The organism is Blastococcus sp. Marseille-P5729 (genome assembly GCF_900292035.1).
Taxonomy (GTDB): Bacteria; Actinomycetota; Actinomycetes; order Mycobacteriales; family Antricoccaceae; genus Cumulibacter.
The window spans coordinates 452,490-467,310 of record NZ_OMPO01000002.1 but is presented as its reverse complement, the minus strand read 5'-3'; the positions used below and the strand labels follow the sequence as shown (position 1 = coordinate 467,310).

Below are 14,821 nucleotides of genomic sequence, written 5' to 3'. Positions count from 1 at the left end.
GCGATGTATGGCCGCGTCGGCCTTGACCCGCCGTGCGATCCGTGTGAACCTTCTACCGATAACTAACGCATCTAGGCGCGCGAGACGCGGCTAGCAGGTGCTCACGCGGGGGCGTGGGGCATCGTCAAGGGGGGCACTGCCGTATGAGTTGGATTCGTTCTGCCCGGGATCTCGTGCGCTGGCTTATCGCTGCCGCGATGGCCACGGCATTAGCGCTCGGAATGGTGGTGACGATATCGAGCACGGCGCGCGCCGCCGACGTGAGCCAGGTGATAGACACGGGCTCCATCACGATCGAGAACGACAGCACCGACGACCCGGACGATCCGCTGGTCCAGTGGCAGTCGACCAGGGTGTCGTTCGACTACAACACCCAGGGTGTGCAGGTCCAGCCAGGCGACAGCTTTGTGCTTACGCTGCCGCCGGAGCTCAGGACCGTCAATCTCGCGTGGAATCTCGTGCATCCTGATGGGACGACGATCGCGGCCTGCACCGCAGGCGGCGACCCGAGCACGGTCACCTGCACCTTCACCGACGGCGTGCTCGACGCAGACGGATCACAAAAGTATGACTACCTCGCCGGGAGCGTCTGGGTGAACGCCCAGGCGGTGCAGGCGACCGAGAGCACGACGGTCGATTTCGGCACCGTGACGGGCGAGGTGCCCGTCGACCTCCCCGGCGACGGGGGAATCGAGCCCGGCACCCCCGAGTACCCGGAGCACATCGACAAGTGGGGATGGTTCGGTAACGACGACCGCACAGTGATTCACTGGCAGGTCCTCATCCCCGGTTCGAAGGTCGACAACACGATCCCGGTGACCGTGACCGACACGATGTCACCTGGCCAGTCGATCACCCCGCCCGTCGAGGTGCAGGTCCTGACCAACCCGCAGCAGGGGACGTGGGAGACCTTCACGGACGGCGTCAGCCTCACCGTGACGAAGGACGGCTTCACGGCGGTGTTCGCGCCGGGCACCATCGACCCGGGCGAGTTCTACCGGATCACCTACTACGCGAAGACCGACAACAGCAACGTGGGGCAGAGCTACTCGAACACCGCCGAAATCGCCGGGACCCACGTGCAGGACACGGTTACCCGAAACTCGCAGGGCGGCGGCACCGCCGACGGCCCGGGCTTCGGCGGGATCGGCGTCCTGAAGCAGCCGATCGCGGGGGACGGCGCCTCGCAGGTTCCGGGCGACGCTCAGTTCACCATGCTCGCGACCTACACGGTCGACGGCGTCGCCACGACCAAGAAGATCGCGGTGACTGCCGGCGGCGCGGCGGGAGAGCTGCACGGCCTGCCGGTCGGCACGGTCGTGACCCTCACTGAGGCCACCCCACCGGCCGTCCCGGGCATCACGTGGGGAGCTCCGGTCTTCGCGAACCCCGCAGGCAGCCCCGGCGTCGAGATCGCTCCGGACGGCACCTCGGCGACGATCACCGTCGGCGATCAGACCACGGCGTACGTCGAGGTCACGAACACCGCGGAACTGGCTCCCGAGCCGTCCGTGGACATCGTGAAGAAGGACGCCGCCGGCAACGACGCGGACACGGTCGAGCAGAGCGTGCTGCTGCCGGACGGCTCGACCGATCTGGTGTTCACGATCACGAACGACGGTGACGAGCCGTTGGTCGATGTGGTGGTGAGCGATGAGGTGACCGCAGGTTCGGGCGCGGTGTCCGATCTGAGCTGCGCGTTCCCGGATGGTTCAGCGGGCACCACATGGGCGGGCCCGTTCGCGGTCGATGCGTCGTTCACGTGCACGGCCCAGCTGACGGGTGTGCAGCCGGGTGAGCCCCATACGGATGTGGCGTCGGTGACGGGCAAGGGTCAGCTCACCGACAAGCCGGTGGACGACGACAATCCGTACCACGCGTACACGCCGGAGCCGAAGAACCCGGGGAACCCGGGAACGCCAGGGAACCCGCAGCCGATCGGTCCGCAGCCGCAGCCCCCGACCGGTAAGCCGTCGCTCGCCCAGACCGGCGTCGAGGCGGGCGGGCTGGGCAGCGTCGCGTTCGCGTTGATCGCCGCTGGGCTGCTGGCCATCGCCGGCGGACGGCGCGGTCGGACGGCGCACCACCGGTAGGGTTGCTGCCGCTAGCTGTACTGACCGGAGACGTTGATCGAGGATCGGCCGGTGACGCGAGATACTCGCTGCATGGGCGAGCCGCAGGTTGAAGAGGTCAGCGCAGACTTCGCGCGCCGATGGTGGAAGTCCCTGATGGCGAACGCGGTGGCGCTTGTGGAGGATGCCCACGCCCTGGCGGACCGGGGCAGTGCCGGCCGGGCTCAGGCGCTCCTGGTGCTCGCGATGGAGGAAGTGGCGAAGGCACGCTGGCTTTACGAGGCCGCCGAGTGGGAGTGGAGTGCGCCTTTGGGCCTCTACGGGGTGCAGCCTCACGAACCTGGCCTGGTTCGGGTTCCGGACGGCCTACGCACCACCCGCGCACCACATGCAGAAAAGCTGCAGGTGGCGGAGCAGTTTGCGTCAGGTCTGGGTGGCTTCTGGGACCCAGACCGTCGGATCGAGTACTACCAGTTGCCGGACTTGGAGACGTTCCATGGGTTGGCGCGGCAGCGGAACCTCGACAAGCAGGCTGGCTTCTATGTCGACCGTGTAGCCGACCGGATCTCCTCGCCGCTGGACATACCCGCCGGGGGGATCGTGGAGCAGATTCGTCGAGCGGCCGAGGTAGTTCAGATGCATCTGATCCAGGACCACACCCGCCAACAAGACGCCTCCGTTCCTAGCCGGATCGACTCGGCGGAGGATCTTCACTGGACGATCCTTCCCTACTCGGACCCCGAGTTCTTCACCGAGGAGCCGCCCGGCGTGGGCGTCGAAGTCACCGAAGAGTAGCCAGCCGCTCTGAGTTTGGTGTGTGGCGGCTGGTTACCGCACGCGGTATGCGGTCGCACTTCGTTGTAGTGCCCTAGCCACGGCTCGAGCGCGTCGCGGCGTTCTTGCTCGCTGGTGTAGCAGCGGGCGTAGGCCCACCCGTCGGCCATCGTCCGGTGGAAGCGCTCCACCTTCCCATTGGTCTGCGGGCGGTACGGGCGGGTCCGTTTCGGCGTGATCGACAGGCCATGGCAGGTGTCGCGCCACAGGTGCGAGCGGTACGCCCCACCGTTGTCCGACAGCACCCGCTCGATGGTGACGCCATGGCCGGCGAACCACTGCACCGCCCGGCGAAGGACGGCGACGGCAGTGATGGCGGTCTCGTCGTCGCGGACCTCGGTGTATGCGACGCGGGAGTGGTCGTCGATGACGGTGTGGACGAACGCGTACCCGAGTTTCGGGCCGCCGTACTGGTTGCGTGGCTTGCCTGGCGTGGCGGCGCGGTTCTTCTCGCCTTGGCGGCGGCCGACGTACCGCCAACCGCCACCGTCAGGGATGTTCCCGACCTTCTTCACGTCCACGTGAACCAGCGACCCGGGGTGAGGGTGCTCGTACCGGCGGACGGGCTCACCGGTGGCGCGGTCCACGTAGGACAACCGGTTCAGGCGCGCTGTGGTGAGGATGCGATGCACGGTGGACGGTGCGATGTCGAGTCGGGAAGCGAGCTGAACGGGCCCTTCCCGCAGTCGCATTCGAAGGCTCACGCAGCGCTTCGTCACCGACTTCGGGTCTTGTTCGGCGAAGTCCTCGGGCGCGACGACCGGTCCTGCATGGACTCGCCGACCAGGTAGCGGTCGACCCATCGCTTCACGGTCGGCCATGACACTTGGAACCGCGCGGCGACTTCACTGATCGGCCAGCCGTCGTCGGCGACGAGACGGGCGACCTTGAGTCGGTGTCGGGGCGTGAGAGCGGCGTTGGCGTGATGTCCTCGTGTCATGAAGCCAGAGCCACGAAGAGTGTCGCCGCGATGAAGACGCACTGCATCGCCGTTCGCTGCGGCAGGGGCGTGTTGGGTGAGTGCTCAGACCTACGGGCTTGTGACGCGTAGACATTCGCGGGGAACATCACGAACAGCAGCACGGCCAGACTGAGCGCTGCTGCCACGCGCAGCTGTCCCGCCTCGGGAGGAACGAGAAGGGCGACGGCACCCAGCAGCTCGAGCACGCCGGTGAGTGCGACCAGCGCGGCGGGATGCTTGAGAGCCGGTGGGACGATGGCGATGAGCCCTGCCCGCCGTGCAGGGAAGAAGTGGCTGGCGCCGGTCACGATGAACATGGCAGCCAGCCCCACAGCCGTGGCGGCGGGCCAGGAGGCGACGTAGCCGACGCCCAGCGCCCCCACCGCTCGGGCAAGAGTTGTGAAGACGAGTAGGACGATCAAAGGTGCCATGGGAACTCCCTATCTAGACAATGACTAGATCAGGCTAGCCTTTGATCTGGTCGATGCCTAGATCGAACTCATAGGGTGTGGTCATGAGCGACGGATATCACCACGGCGACCTAAGACGAGCACTCCTCGACGAGTCGGCGCAGATGATCGACGAGGTTGGACCCAGTTCACTGTCGCTGCGCGAGCTTGCCCGTCGGGCCGGGGTCTCGCATGGCGCACCCGCGCATCATTTCGGCGATCGACGAGGCCTGCTCACGGCGCTAGCCGCGCAAGGTCTGCGCCTGCTTGCCGCCGATGTGGCCGCAGCCACGGCTGGTGGCTTCGACGAGGCAGCAGTCGCGTACGTCAGGTTCGCACGTGAGCACCCTGGCCACTACGCCGTGATGCACAGGCCGGAGCTGCTCCACGCCGATGACGGTGAGTTGAGTGCAGCCCGGGCATCCTCGATGGAGGCGCTTATGGCAGGCGTCGAATCAATACCCGCAGAACGCAGGGCACACCTGACAACCTCGGAAGCAGCGCACGTGGCCTGGTCCCTGGTTCACGGGCTTGCATCCCTTGCAGCCGAAGGCGCTACCCCCGATCTTCAAACAGACGATCTCGCCCGCCGCGCCGCTCGGCAACTCTTCGCGTAAGTCTTCGATCAACGTCCCCGGTTAGTACAGCTAGCCGCGATCAAGAGGGTGGGTGACCTGCTGGTCACCCACCCTCTCGCTCTCGTCGGCCGGTTCAGTCGCGCGCGTGGTCGCCACCGGCCAGCTGGCTGAGGATGTGCGGCAGCAGCGGCCGCAGCACCTGCAGGCCGTCGCGGACGCCGCCGGTGGACCCGGGCAGGTTGACGATCAGGGTGCGGCCGGCTACTCCCGCAAGCCCGCGGGAGAGGACGGCGGTCGGCACCTTGGGAGCGCCGTACGCCCGGATCGCCTCGGCCAGCCCTGGAGCCGGCCGCTCGATCACCGCGGCGGTCGCCTCCGGCGTGACGTCGCTGGGCGTGAGGCCGGTGCCGCCGGTCGTCAGCACCAGATCCACGCCCTCCGCCACCGCCTGACGCAGCGCGTCACCAAGGCGGGTCAGGTCGTCGGGGAGCACCTCCCGACGCACGGTCAGCCCCAGGCCGCTCAGCTCGCGCTCCAGCAGCGCCCCACTCTCGTCCTCGTACACGCCGGCGTTCGCGCGGTTCGATGCGGTGATGACGACCGCCTGGCCGGTCAGCTTCTCGGTACTCATGCTCGATTCCATTGGCCGGTCTTGCCGCCGAGCTTCTGCTCGACGCGGACGTCGGTGATGCTCGCGGCAGGATCGACCGCCTTCACCATGTCTATGAGGTTCAAGCCGGCCACGGCCGCGCTGGTCAGCGCCTCCATCTCGATGCCGGTGCGGTCGGCGGTGCGCACGGTGGCGCTGATCAGCACCCCGTCGTCCACCACCTCGAGCTCGACCTTCACCGAGTGGATCGCGATCGGGTGGCACAGCGGAATGAGACCCGGGGTGCGCTTCGCGGCGGCGATGCCGGCGACCCGCGCAACCGCCAGCGCGTCGCCCTTGGGCACGCCCTCCCCGCGCAGCAGCGCGACGACGTCGGGCGTGGTCAGCAGCCGCGCGGTGGCGGTGGCCTGCCGGGCGGTGACCTCCTTGCCGGAGACGTCCACCATGCGGGCCTGCCCGCTGGAGTCGACGTGCGTGAGCTCGCTCATGGGGTTCCTTTCTGGCACTAGAGGGCGGAGTCCAGCAGCCAGATCTCGACGTCGTCGCCCGGGCTCACCGAGGCCTGGCCCTCGGGGATGACGACCAGGCAGTTGGCGCGCGCCAGCGCGGCCAGCAGGTGCGACGGGGGAGCGCCGACCGGCGTGACGGTCCCCTCGGGGACGTCGCACACGCCCCGGAGGAACTGCCGCTTGTCGGCCGGGGAGCCCTGCCGTGGGCCCTTCCAGGTGCCGACGAACCCGGGCCGCTCCGTGTCCGCGCAGCCCATCCAGGCCAGCAGCGCGCCGCGCAGATAGACCTCGAACGACACGTAGACGCTCACCGGGTTGCCGGGTAGCGTCACGATCGGCGTCCCCTCGAACCGGCCGCAACCTTGCGGCATGCCCGGCTGCATCCCCGTCTTCACGAACTCCACCGCGCCCTCCAGCGCCTCCTTGACGACCTCGAAGGCTCCGGCGCTGACGCCGCCGCTGGTCACGATCAGGTCGGCGTCCGCAGCCTCGTCCCGCAGCCGGCGGTGGAAGGTCTCGACGTCGTCCTCGACCAGCTGGAGCGCGCGGGCGCGGGCGCCGATCCGCTCCAGGGCGCTGACCAGGACGACAGAGTTCGACTCGTAGATCTGCCCGTGCTGCAACGGCCGCCCCGGAGTCACCAGCTCGCTGCCGGTCGAGAGCACCAGCACCCGCGGGCGCGGGTAGGCCAGCACGGTTGCATGGCCCGCCGCGGCGGCCAGCCCCAGCGCGGGCGGGGTGAGCGCGGTTCCGGCGCTCAGCAGGACATCACCGGTCTCGGCCTCCTCGCCACGCGGCCGCACGTGTCGGCCTCGCTCGACGGTCTCGAGGAAGGTCACCTCGGCGGGCGCGTCCCCGGTGGCCGAGGCATCGGTGAACTCGACCGGGATCACAGTGTCGGCGCCGTCGGGCACCGGCGCACCGGTCATGATCCGCGCCGCACTGCCCGGGGCCAGCGGCGGGACGTCGATGCGTCCGGCCGGGATGTCGGCGCACACCGGCAAGGTGGTGGGCCCGGCGGCTGCCAGGTCGCTGTGGCGTACCGCGTACCCGTCCATCGCGGAGTTGGCGAAGGTCGGCAGCGGCACCTCGGCGACGAGGTCCGCGGCGAGGACCAGGCCATCCGCCTCCGCCAGCGGGACCGGCGTGGGAGTGGCCACGCCCAGCAGGTCGCGAACCACGTCGGCATACTGGTCGACGGGCATCAGGGAAGGCGGCATGCTGTCGACCTTAGCCCCGCGCCACGGCGGTCGCTGGGGTGAGGGAGGCCACCCAAGAGGCTTCGGCAGCGCTTTGACCGATTCCTGGCCAGCCTGTAAAGTAAATCGTCGGTCCGTTGGCCAATTGTGCGCGTGGGGTGCTCTCCGCCGCCGGGTCGCGGCAACCGCACGACCCGCGCCTTGCGCCGACACATTGCACAGTGGCCTGCACGTAGCGCCCTGTTCATCCGTTCGGCGCCCGGCCACCAAAAGAGTTCGTCAAGGCGAGACCACTGCGCCCGGCAGGTCTCCACACGAGGTAGCGAAGAGGCAGTTCAAGTGCGTACGTACAGCCCGAAGCCCGGCGAGGTCACTCGCGTCTGGCATGTCATCGATGCCAAGGACGTCGTCCTCGGTCGTCTTGCCACGCACGCAGCGAGCCTGCTGCGCGGCAAGCACAAGCCGCAGTACGCCCCGCACGTCGACACCGGCGACTTCGTCGTCGTGATCAACGCCGAGAAGGTCGCGCTGACCGGTAACAAGCGTGACCAGAAGCTCGACTACCGGCACTCCGGCCACCCGGGCGGCTTGAAGTCGCGCACCTACGGCGAGGTCCTCGAGGGCGCCCGGCCCGAGCGGGTCATCGAGAAGGCCGTCAAGGGCATGCTGCCGCACAACAAGATGGGCGCCAAGCAGATCCGCAAGCTGAAGGTGTACGCCGGCTCGGAGCACCCGCACGCGGCGCAGAACCCACAGGTCTTCACCATCGACCAGGTCGCCCAGTAGGCGCCGGCGAGATTCGAGGGATACACGCATGACCACTGCTTTCGCTGACAAGCCGGTACAGACCGTCGGCCGCCGCAAGGAGGCCATCGTTCGCGTCCGCCTGGTGCCCGGCACCGGCAAGTTCTCGCTGAACGGCCGCGAGCTGGAGAACTACTTCCCGAACAAGGTCCACCAGCAGCTCATCAAGGAGCCCTTCGTCACGCTGGAGAAGGAAGACCAGTACGACGTCATCGCCCTGCTCAAGGGCGGCGGCATCACTGGCCAGGCCGGTGCCCTGCGACTGGGGATCGCCCGCGCGCTGACCGAGCTGGAGTCCGAGGACCGCCCGCCGTTGAAGAAGGCCGGCTTCCTCACCCGCGACCCGCGGGTGAAGGAGCGCAAGAAGTACGGCTTGAAGAAGGCCCGCAAGGCTCCGCAGTACAGCAAGCGCTAAGAGCTACGAGACCGGAGGGGGTGTCCACCAGGACGCCCCCTCCGGTCGTACTCGGGCCCGGAAAGGACGAGGCACATGGGAAGACTGTTCGGCACCGACGGGGTGCGCGGGCTGGCTAACGGCGATCTGCTGACCCCGTCGCTGGCGCTGCGCGTCGGAGAGGCGGCGGCGCGGGTGCTGCTGCGCGACGTGCAGGACCGCCGTCCGGTGGCGGTCATCGGCCGTGACGGGCGCGCCAGCGGCGAGATGCTGGAGGGAGCGGTCGTCGCAGGGCTCACCTCCGCCGGCGCCGACGTCATCCGCGTCGGGATGCTGCCCACGCCGGCGCTTGCCTTCCTGACCGCACACTTCCGCGCCGATCTGGGCGTGATGCTGTCGGCGAGCCACAACCCGATGCCCGACAACGGCATCAAGATCTTCGCCGCCGGCGGCCACAAGCTTCCCGACGACACCGAGGCAGAGATCGAGGCGCTGATCCTCGACGACGACGCACCGTGGCAGCGTCCGACGGGGGCCGACGTCGGCCGCGTCACCGATCACGCCGAGGGCGCCGCGGCGTACGCCGATCACCTACTCACCGCGGTCCCCGCCGACCTGTCGGGACTGAAGGTCGTCGTCGACTGCGCCCACGGCGCCTCGTCTCTGATCGCGCCCGAGGCCTACCGGCGCGCCGGGGCCGACGTGGTCGTCATGGGCGCCGAGCCGAACGGCACCAACATCAACGACGGGGTCGGCTCCACCCATCTGGACTCGCTGCGCGCCGCGGTCGTCGAGCACGGCGCGGATCTCGGCATCGCGCACGACGGCGACGCCGACCGCTGCCTCGCGGTGGACGCCGCCGGCAAGGACATCGACGGCGACCAGATCCTCGCGATCTGCGCGATCGGGCTCAAGGAGGCCGGGGAGCTCACCGACGACACGGTCGTCGCCACCGTCATGAGCAACCTGGGCTTCCACAACGCCATGGCCGAGCACGGCATCTCGGTCGCGACCACGGCGGTCGGGGACCGGTACGTGCTGGAGCGGCTGCGCGCTGACCGGCTGGCGCTCGGGGGGGAGCAGTCCGGGCACGTGGTGTTCCTGAAGGACGCGACCACCGGCGACGGCCTCCTGACCGCGCTGCACCTGATGGCGCGGATGGCACAGACCGGCCGCACCCTGGCCGAGCTCGGCTCGGTCGTCACGAGGCTGCCGCAGGTGATGATCAACGTGCCGGTCGCCGACCGGGAGCGGGCGGCGTCCGCCCGTCCGGTGGCCGAGGCGGTCCGCCGCGCCGAGGTCGAGCTCGCCGGGGCCGGCCGGATCCTGCTGCGTCCCAGCGGGACCGAGCAACTGGTCCGGGGGATGGTCGAGGCGCCGAGCGAGGACCAGGCGGAGCGGGGGGCGCGCAAGGTCGCCGACTCGGTGGCCGCGACGCGGTAAAGCCGGTCGCGCCGCGTGCTGAGGGCTTCAGCGGACCGCGCGCAGCACGCTGAACCTGGGGTCCGAGCCGAGCACGTCGACCCGCGCGAAGGTCTGCCGCAGATGGCGGTGATGGGCCAGGTGCCGGTTGGCGACGACATACAGTTCGCCGCCGGGCCGCAGTGCCCGATGCGCCTGGTCGAGCAGGCGGCGTCCGAGCCATTCGTCGACGGTCGTGCCGCCGTGGAAGGGCGGGTTGCACAGTACCGTGTCCGCCGATGCCGGCGCGGCGTCGCTCAGCCCGTCGGCGAGCAGCAGATCGACTGGCCGGCCGGGAAGGTTGGCCTGCCACGACGCCTGCGCGCTCGCGACCGCGGCGGCCGACTCGTCGACGAGCAGGTAGCGGGCCTCGGGGTTGCGCGCGGCTGATGCGATGGCGAGGACGCCGTTCCCGCAGCCGAGGTCGACCACGCGTGCGTCTCCCAGGCCCTCGGGGAGGTGCTCGAGCAGCAGCCGGGCCCCGGCGTCCACCCCGCTGGAGGCGAAGGTGCCGGGAGCGTTCTGCAGGGTGATGCCCCCGGGAGCCTCGTAGGTCGACCAGGCCGGCGGATCGCCGCGCCGCGCGTCCCGGGTCGCGCGCAGCAGCCGGGCCTTGCGGGCCGCGAGGCTGGCCGTCGTCGGGCCGATCTGGCGCTCCAGCGCCTCGGTCATCCAGCGGCCCAGGTGCTTGACCATCTCGCCGACGACGACCGGCGTCCCCGGCTGGATGCGGCCGGCCACCTCGTACAGTTGCTGCTCGAGCAGCGCCCGCGCCTTGCCGGGCCGGACGACGACCAGGTCATAGCGCAGCTCGGGCAGCCGGTCGGGCAGCAGCGCCGTACGCCCCGCGCGGGCCAGGTTGGCACGCGTCGCGATCCGCGACAGCGCCGAGTCGCTCCACATGGTCACGTCGAACCGCTCAGCGAGCGCGGTGGTCAAGGCGCCGTGGCGGTCTCCGACGACCAGCACCGACTGCGCCTGCTGATGACGCTGCGCTACCTCGTCGAGAAGATGCGCATCCGCGCCGTCGAACGCGCGCAGCAGATCCTTCGCACGGGTGGGGTAGCGGGCCAGCTCGACCTGGCCGAACGGGGTGGGCAGAAGGTCCATTCGCACCAGCATGCCAGCGTCACCTATGGGCCCGGCCACAGGCTGCGCGGCTACCGAGTCGTCGGTGCGCTGCGCGGTACCCTGGTCGCTATGTGTGGAATCGTCGGGTACGTCGGCAGCAAGCAGGCCCAGGACGTCGTGATGGAGGGTCTGCGGCGCCTTGAGTACCGCGGCTACGACTCGGCCGGCATCGCGGTCGTGTCCGATGGAGCGCTGCACATCCGCAAGAAGGCCGGCAAGCTCGCCAACCTCATCGAGCTGCTCGATCAGGACCCGCTGCCGCAGTCCACGACCGGCATGGGCCACACGCGCTGGGCGACCCATGGCCCGCCCAACGACCGCAACGCCCACCCGCACCTGTCGTACGTCGGCAAGGTCGCGGTCGTGCACAACGGCATCATCGAGAACTTCGCCGCCCTGCGCTCGTCCCTGGAGTCCCGAGGGATCGACCTGGCCTCCGACACCGACACCGAGGTCGTCGCGCACCTCGTGCAGGACGCCTTCGACGAGATCGCGCCTGACCACGAGACCCGGCTGCGCGAGGCGGTGCGCCGCGTCTGCGCCCGGCTCGAGGGCGCGTTCACCCTGGTGATCAGCCACGCCGACGCTCCCGGCACGATCATCGGCGCGCGCCGCAACTCGCCCCTGGTCGCGGGCCTTGGCGACGGCGAGTACTTCCTTGGCTCCGACGTCTCAGCCTTCATCGCACATACCCGCGAGGCGATCGAGCTCGGGCAGGACCAGATCTGCGAGATCAACGCCGAGCGCGGCATCACCGTCATCGGTTTCGACGGCGGCGAGATCGAGCTCACCGGCTACACCATCGACTGGGACGACGCCGCCGCCGAGAAGGGCGGTTACGACTGGTTCATGCTCAAGGAGATCGCCGAGCAGCCCGCGGTCGTCGCCGACACCCTCCGGGGCCGGTTGACCGACACTGGCGACATCGTGCTCGACGAGGTCCGGCTCTCCGACGAGGACTTCCGAGACATCACCAAGATCTTCATCATCGCCTGCGGGACCTCGTCGTACGCCGGGATGATCGCCAAGTACGCGATCGAGCACTGGACCCGCATCCCGTGCGAGGTCGAGCTGGCCAGCGAGTTCCGCTACCGCGACCCGGTGCTCGACCGGACCACGCTCGTCATCGCCATCAGCCAGTCCGGCGAGACCATGGACACCCTGATGGCGCTGCGGCACGCCAAGGACCAGCACGCGCGCATCCTCGCCATCTGCAACACGATCGGCTCGACGATCCCACGCGAGTCGGACGCCGTGCTCTACACCCGCGCGGGCGTCGAGATCGCGGTCGCGTCGACGAAGGCGTTTCTGGCACAGATCGTCGCCTGCTATCTCATTGCGCTGCACCTGGCGAGCGTGCGCGGGGTGAAGTGGGGCGACGAGGTCGCGGTGATCGTCGATCAGCTCAAGGCAATGCCCGCCGCGGTCGAGCAGGTGCTCGATACGATGGAGCCGGTGCGCAAGCTCGCCCGCGAGGAGCTCGCCGACTGCGCACAGGTGCTCTTCCTCGGCCGGCACGTGGGCTTCCCCGTCGCTCTGGAGGGGGCGCTGAAGCTTAAGGAGCTGGCCTACATGCACGCCGAGGGGTTCGCGGCCGGGGAGCTCAAGCACGGCCCGATCGCGCTGGTCGGCGACGGTACCCCGGTGGTCGTGGTCTGCCCGTCGCCGCTGGGTCGGGACACGCTGCACGGCAAGATCGTCTCCAACATCCAAGAGGTGCGCGCCCGCGGCGCGAAGACGATCGTGATCGCCGAGGCCGGCGACGAGGAGGTCACGCCGTACGCCGACCATGTGATCCGGGTGCCGCACTGCCCGACGCTGCTGGCTCCGCTGGTCACCGCGGTTCCGCTGCAGGTGATGGCGTGCGAGATCGCGGCCGCGAAGGGCCTGGACGTCGACCAGCCGCGCAACCTGGCCAAGTCCGTCACCGTCGAGTAGTTCTGCGGGGCAGTGGAGCACCCTATGAGCCGGTTATCGTGCTGCACACCCCCGCACAACGGAGAGGGGGACGCGTGATCGTCGGGGTCGGGGTGGACGTCTGCCCGGTCGAGCGGTTCGCCGAGTCGCTGATACGGACGCCGAGGCTCAAGGACAAGCTCTTCACTCCCGCCGAGCAGATCTCGCCATCCGGCCGCCCGCGGCATGCCGCGTCGCTGGCCGCCCGCTTCGCCGCCAAGGAGGCGCTCGCGAAGGCCCTCGGCGCGCCGGGCAACCTGCTGTGGCACGACGCCGAGGTCCAGACCGCCGAGCGCGGCCGGCCCCGGCTGATCACCCGCGGCACCGTGCAGGCCCGCGCCGACGAGCTCGGCGTCCACGGGTGGCAGCTCTCGCTCTCGCACGACGGGGGCATCGCGGTGGCGATGGTGGTCGCGCTGTCGGTGGAGGTGCCGCGATGATCGGTCTCTACGGCCGGCAGCAGGTGCAGGACGCCGAAGCCGCACTCATGGCGCGAGCGCCCGCCGGATCGTTGATGCAGAAGGCGTCCTATGGCTTGGCCCAGGTTGTGCTGCGGCTGCTGCGCGAGAGCAGCGGCGGGGCGTACGGCGCCCGCGTGGTGCTGCTGGTCGGCCCCGGCGGCAACGGGGGAGACGCCCTGCACGCCGGCCGCTTCCTGCGCGAGCGCGGCGTCGCGGTCACCGCGCTGCTGGTGGCCGACGCGACCTATCCCGGCGCGCTGGCTGCCTACCGACGCTCTGGCGGCGAGGTGCAGCGGATCGGGGACGACGGCGCGGCTGACCTGATCCAGGACGCCAATCTAATGGTCGACGGCATCGCTGGTCTGGGCAGCGGTCGCGAGGTCGGGCTTCCCGGCGATATCGGCGAAGCAGTCGCGACTCATGGTTTGGTGGTGGCTGTCGATGTTCCCTCGGGGGTGGCTGTCGATACCGGCATTCCTGCCAAGGATGCGATCCGTGCGCATACCACCGTCACCTTCGGATGCTACAAACCGGCGCATCTCCTCGGCGCGGCCTACTGCGGCGACGTCGAGCTCGTCGACATCGGTCTCGGGCCGGAGCTACCCCCTGCGGCCGCCGGCGTGCTCACCGACGACGAGGTGCGGCGGGCGTGGCCGCGTCAGCCGTACGACGGACACAAGTACTCCACCGGTGTCGTCGGGATCGCCGCTGGGTCGGCGAAGTACGCCGGAGCTGCGGCGCTGTGCGTCGGCGGAGCGCTTCGTGCCAAGCCGGGAATGGTGCGGTTCGTCGGTGGGCCGCCGGCGTCCGATCGCGTGATCGAGGCGTGGCCGGAGTGCGTCGTGGCGCCGTCCGTCGCCGAGGCGGTCCGCACCGACGCGTGGGTGGTCGGCCCCGGCATCGGCACCGACGAGCGCGGCCGCGAACTGCTCGACGAGGTGCTCGCCGTGGACGTCCCGGTGCTGGTGGACGCCGATGGCCTCACCCTGCTGGGGGATCGCGTCGACGAGCTACGGCAGCGAGCCGCACCCACCGTCCTGACGCCGCACGCCGGCGAGTTCGAGCGGATCTTCTTCCCGATCGGTGATCCGTTGAGTGCCGCGCGGCGCGCTGCCGAGGACTCCGGCTGCGTCGTTCTGCTCAAGGGGCCGTCGACGATCGTGGCCGCACCCGGTCATCCCGCGCTGGTCAACGCGACTGGCTCGCCGAGGCTGGCGACCGCCGGCACCGGCGACGTACTCGCCGGGGTCATCGGAGCGCTGCTGGCCGCCGGCCTCGAACCGCGGATGGCCGCGGCGATGGGCGCGCACGCCCACGGCCGCGCCGCGCAGGCGGCGTCCGGCCCGATCATCGCCGGCGACCTGCCCGATCTGCTGCGGGCGGTGGTGAGCTGACCGGGGCG

14 protein-coding genes and 1 pseudogene are annotated in these 14,821 nt (G+C 69.8%); 9 read left to right on the top strand and 6 right to left on the bottom strand.

Going from position 1 to position 14,821, the window contains the following annotated elements:
- Window positions 1-143 precede the first annotated feature (143 nt).
- Together DAA40_RS10690 and DAA40_RS10685 are read left to right on the top strand one after the other, a co-directional pair.
- Window positions 144-2,093: a collagen binding domain-containing protein gene (locus tag DAA40_RS10690; RefSeq protein ID WP_106849707.1), complete on the top strand. Its 1,950-nt coding sequence runs from the start codon at window positions 144-146 to the stop codon at window positions 2,091-2,093.
- Between the two features lie 72 nt (window positions 2,094-2,165).
- Window positions 2,166-2,867, top strand: coding sequence for an AbiV family abortive infection protein (locus DAA40_RS10685; protein WP_106849706.1), 702 nt, complete (start codon window positions 2,166-2,168; stop codon window positions 2,865-2,867).
- On the opposite strand, the pseudogene DAA40_RS10680 reads toward DAA40_RS10685, so the two are convergent.
- A pseudogene (locus DAA40_RS10680) lies at window positions 2,801-3,846 on the bottom strand (IS481 family transposase). The gene DAA40_RS10685 and the pseudogene DAA40_RS10680 sit on opposite strands and share 67 nt — an antisense overlap.
- Window positions 3,843-4,298, bottom strand: coding sequence for a DoxX family protein (locus DAA40_RS10675; RefSeq protein WP_026077386.1), 456 nt, complete (start codon window positions 4,296-4,298; stop codon window positions 3,843-3,845). Before DAA40_RS10675 ends, DAA40_RS10680 begins: the two are co-directional and overlap by 4 nt.
- 83 nt (window positions 4,299-4,381) lie before the next feature.
- Here DAA40_RS10675 and DAA40_RS10670 point away from each other — a divergent pair, with 83 nt between their 5' ends.
- Complete coding sequence (locus DAA40_RS10670) at window positions 4,382-4,933, top strand: TetR/AcrR family transcriptional regulator (protein ID WP_012397337.1); 552 nt, start codon at window positions 4,382-4,384, stop codon at window positions 4,931-4,933.
- Between the two features lie 94 nt (window positions 4,934-5,027).
- Here the strand turns inward: DAA40_RS10670 and DAA40_RS10665 are convergent, their stop codons facing one another.
- Genes DAA40_RS10665 through glp form a run of 3 tightly spaced genes read right to left on the bottom strand, consistent with a single transcriptional unit; the run spans window position 5,028 to window position 7,233 of the window.
- Window positions 5,028-5,525, bottom strand: a complete 498-nt coding sequence (locus DAA40_RS10665) for a molybdenum cofactor biosynthesis protein B (RefSeq protein WP_106849705.1) — start codon at window positions 5,523-5,525, stop codon at window positions 5,028-5,030.
- Window positions 5,522-5,992 carry a cyclic pyranopterin monophosphate synthase MoaC gene (moaC, locus tag DAA40_RS10660; protein ID WP_106849704.1) on the bottom strand — a complete coding sequence of 157 codons (471 nt, stop codon included), beginning with the start codon at window positions 5,990-5,992 and terminating at the stop codon, window positions 5,522-5,524. The genes DAA40_RS10665 and moaC overlap by 4 nt, the downstream gene beginning before the upstream one ends.
- A gap of 17 nt (window positions 5,993-6,009) precedes the next feature.
- Window positions 6,010-7,233 carry a gephyrin-like molybdotransferase Glp gene (glp, locus tag DAA40_RS10655; RefSeq protein WP_106849703.1) on the bottom strand — a complete coding sequence of 408 codons (1,224 nt, stop codon included), beginning with the start codon at window positions 7,231-7,233 and terminating at the stop codon, window positions 6,010-6,012.
- A gap of 318 nt (window positions 7,234-7,551) precedes the next feature.
- Between glp and rplM the strand changes: the two genes are divergently transcribed.
- The 3 genes from rplM (at window position 7,552) to glmM (ending at window position 9,853) form a co-directional block, all read left to right on the top strand.
- Complete coding sequence (gene rplM / locus DAA40_RS10650; RefSeq protein ID WP_106849702.1) at window positions 7,552-7,998, top strand: 50S ribosomal protein L13; 447 nt, start codon at window positions 7,552-7,554, stop codon at window positions 7,996-7,998.
- Between the two features lie 28 nt (window positions 7,999-8,026).
- Window positions 8,027-8,431 (top strand): 30S ribosomal protein S9, encoded by a 405-nt coding sequence (gene rpsI, locus DAA40_RS10645; protein ID WP_106849701.1) that lies wholly within the window; start codon window positions 8,027-8,029, stop codon window positions 8,429-8,431.
- A gap of 75 nt (window positions 8,432-8,506) precedes the next feature.
- Entirely contained in the window at window positions 8,507-9,853 is a 1,347-nt protein-coding gene (gene glmM / locus DAA40_RS10640) for a phosphoglucosamine mutase (protein ID WP_106849700.1), read from the top strand.
- A gap of 27 nt (window positions 9,854-9,880) precedes the next feature.
- Here glmM and DAA40_RS10635 read toward each other — a convergent pair whose 3' ends face one another.
- Complete coding sequence (locus DAA40_RS10635) at window positions 9,881-10,981, bottom strand: methyltransferase (RefSeq protein ID WP_158716380.1); 1,101 nt, start codon at window positions 10,979-10,981, stop codon at window positions 9,881-9,883.
- Between the two features lie 90 nt (window positions 10,982-11,071).
- Between DAA40_RS10635 and glmS the strand changes: the two genes are divergently transcribed.
- The 3 genes from glmS to DAA40_RS10620 all read left to right on the top strand — a co-directional run bounded on the left by glmS (window position 11,072) and on the right by DAA40_RS10620 (window position 14,813).
- Window positions 11,072-12,940, top strand: a complete 1,869-nt coding sequence (glmS, locus tag DAA40_RS10630) for a glutamine--fructose-6-phosphate transaminase (isomerizing) (protein WP_106849698.1) — start codon at window positions 11,072-11,074, stop codon at window positions 12,938-12,940.
- 74 nt (window positions 12,941-13,014) lie between these two features.
- Window positions 13,015-13,398 carry a holo-ACP synthase gene (locus DAA40_RS10625; protein WP_106849697.1) on the top strand — a complete coding sequence of 128 codons (384 nt, stop codon included), beginning with the start codon at window positions 13,015-13,017 and terminating at the stop codon, window positions 13,396-13,398.
- Entirely contained in the window at window positions 13,395-14,813 is a 1,419-nt protein-coding gene (locus DAA40_RS10620) for an NAD(P)H-hydrate dehydratase (protein ID WP_106849696.1), read from the top strand. The genes DAA40_RS10625 and DAA40_RS10620 overlap by 4 nt, the downstream gene beginning before the upstream one ends.
- Window positions 14,814-14,821: the final 8 nt, after the last annotated feature.

Excerpts from the sequence above, each read along its gene's own strand:
- DAA40_RS10690 (WP_106849707.1), top strand. The coding sequence starts at position 144 with ATGAGTTGGATTCGTTCTGCCCGGGATCTCGTGCGCTGGCTTATCGCT.
- DAA40_RS10635 (WP_158716380.1), bottom strand. The coding sequence starts at position 10,981 with ATGGACCTTCTGCCCACCCCGTTCGGCCAGGTCGAGCTGGCCCGCTAC.
- DAA40_RS10620 (WP_106849696.1), top strand. The coding sequence starts at position 13,395 with ATGATCGGTCTCTACGGCCGGCAGCAGGTGCAGGACGCCGAAGCCGCA.
- DAA40_RS10675 (WP_026077386.1), bottom strand. The coding sequence starts at position 4,298 with ATGGCACCTTTGATCGTCCTACTCGTCTTCACAACTCTTGCCCGAGCG.
- DAA40_RS10685 (WP_106849706.1), top strand. The coding sequence starts at position 2,166 with ATGGGCGAGCCGCAGGTTGAAGAGGTCAGCGCAGACTTCGCGCGCCGA.
- moaC (WP_106849704.1), bottom strand. The coding sequence starts at position 5,992 with ATGAGCGAGCTCACGCACGTCGACTCCAGCGGGCAGGCCCGCATGGTG.
- rpsI (WP_106849701.1), top strand. The coding sequence starts at position 8,027 with ATGACCACTGCTTTCGCTGACAAGCCGGTACAGACCGTCGGCCGCCGC.
- DAA40_RS10665 (WP_106849705.1), bottom strand. The coding sequence starts at position 5,525 with ATGAGTACCGAGAAGCTGACCGGCCAGGCGGTCGTCATCACCGCATCG.
- glmM (WP_106849700.1), top strand. The coding sequence starts at position 8,507 with ATGGGAAGACTGTTCGGCACCGACGGGGTGCGCGGGCTGGCTAACGGC.
- DAA40_RS10670 (WP_012397337.1), top strand. The coding sequence starts at position 4,382 with ATGAGCGACGGATATCACCACGGCGACCTAAGACGAGCACTCCTCGAC.
- glmS (WP_106849698.1), top strand. The coding sequence starts at position 11,072 with ATGTGTGGAATCGTCGGGTACGTCGGCAGCAAGCAGGCCCAGGACGTC.
- glp (WP_106849703.1), bottom strand. The coding sequence starts at position 7,233 with ATGCCGCCTTCCCTGATGCCCGTCGACCAGTATGCCGACGTGGTTCGC.